Source organism: Pseudomonas sp. Pseusp88, from assembly GCF_047303955.1.
GTDB lineage: Bacteria > Pseudomonadota > Gammaproteobacteria > Pseudomonadales > Pseudomonadaceae > Aquipseudomonas.
In genome coordinates this window covers 1-571 of the sequence record NZ_JBGLYM010000091.1, presented here as the reverse complement: position 1 = coordinate 571, position 571 = coordinate 1, and the positions used below count along the sequence as shown (strand labels likewise).

Below are 571 nucleotides of genomic sequence, written 5' to 3'. Positions count from 1 at the left end.
GGATGTTCGCGCCAGCCAATCAAACTCACTTCTCTTTGACCATCGAGGGCTTTGCCAGCGATTTGCAGGTAGCGTCCCTGGAAGGGCGCGAAGCCATCAGCCAACCCTTCGCGTTCGACGTCGAACTGGTCAGCGAACAGCGCGCCCTTGACCTTGAACAACTGCTGCACAAACCGGCCTTCCTGCAACTGTCCGCCGATGGCAGCGGCATCCACGGCCAGATCTACCGCGCCACCCAGGGCGATTGCGGCAAACGCCTGAGCCGCTATGCCGTGACCCTGCGTCCGCGCTTGTCCTGGCTGGCACACCGCATCAACCAGCGCATCTTCCAGAACCTCAGCGTGCCGCACATCATCGGCCAGATTCTCGAAGAACATGGGATCCTGCGCGATATCTACGAATTCCAGGTCCAGGCCACCTACCCCAAGCGCGCCTACTGCGTTCAGTACGATGAATCGGACCTGCACTTCATTCAGCGCCTGTGCGAGGAAGAAGGCATTCATTACCACTTCCAGCACAGCGCCAACGCCCACAAACTGCTGTTCGGCGATGGTCAGGCGAGCTTTCCCAA

General features: G+C 59.7%; 1 protein-coding gene. It reads left to right on the top strand.

Annotation, left to right across the window (positions count from 1 at the left end):
• Positions 1 to 2 precede the first annotated feature (2 nt).
• Positions 3 to 571, top strand: a 569-nt coding sequence (tssI, locus tag ACCD02_RS32600; RefSeq protein ID WP_413310709.1) for a type VI secretion system tip protein TssI/VgrG, incomplete at its 3' end; no start/stop codon positions are given.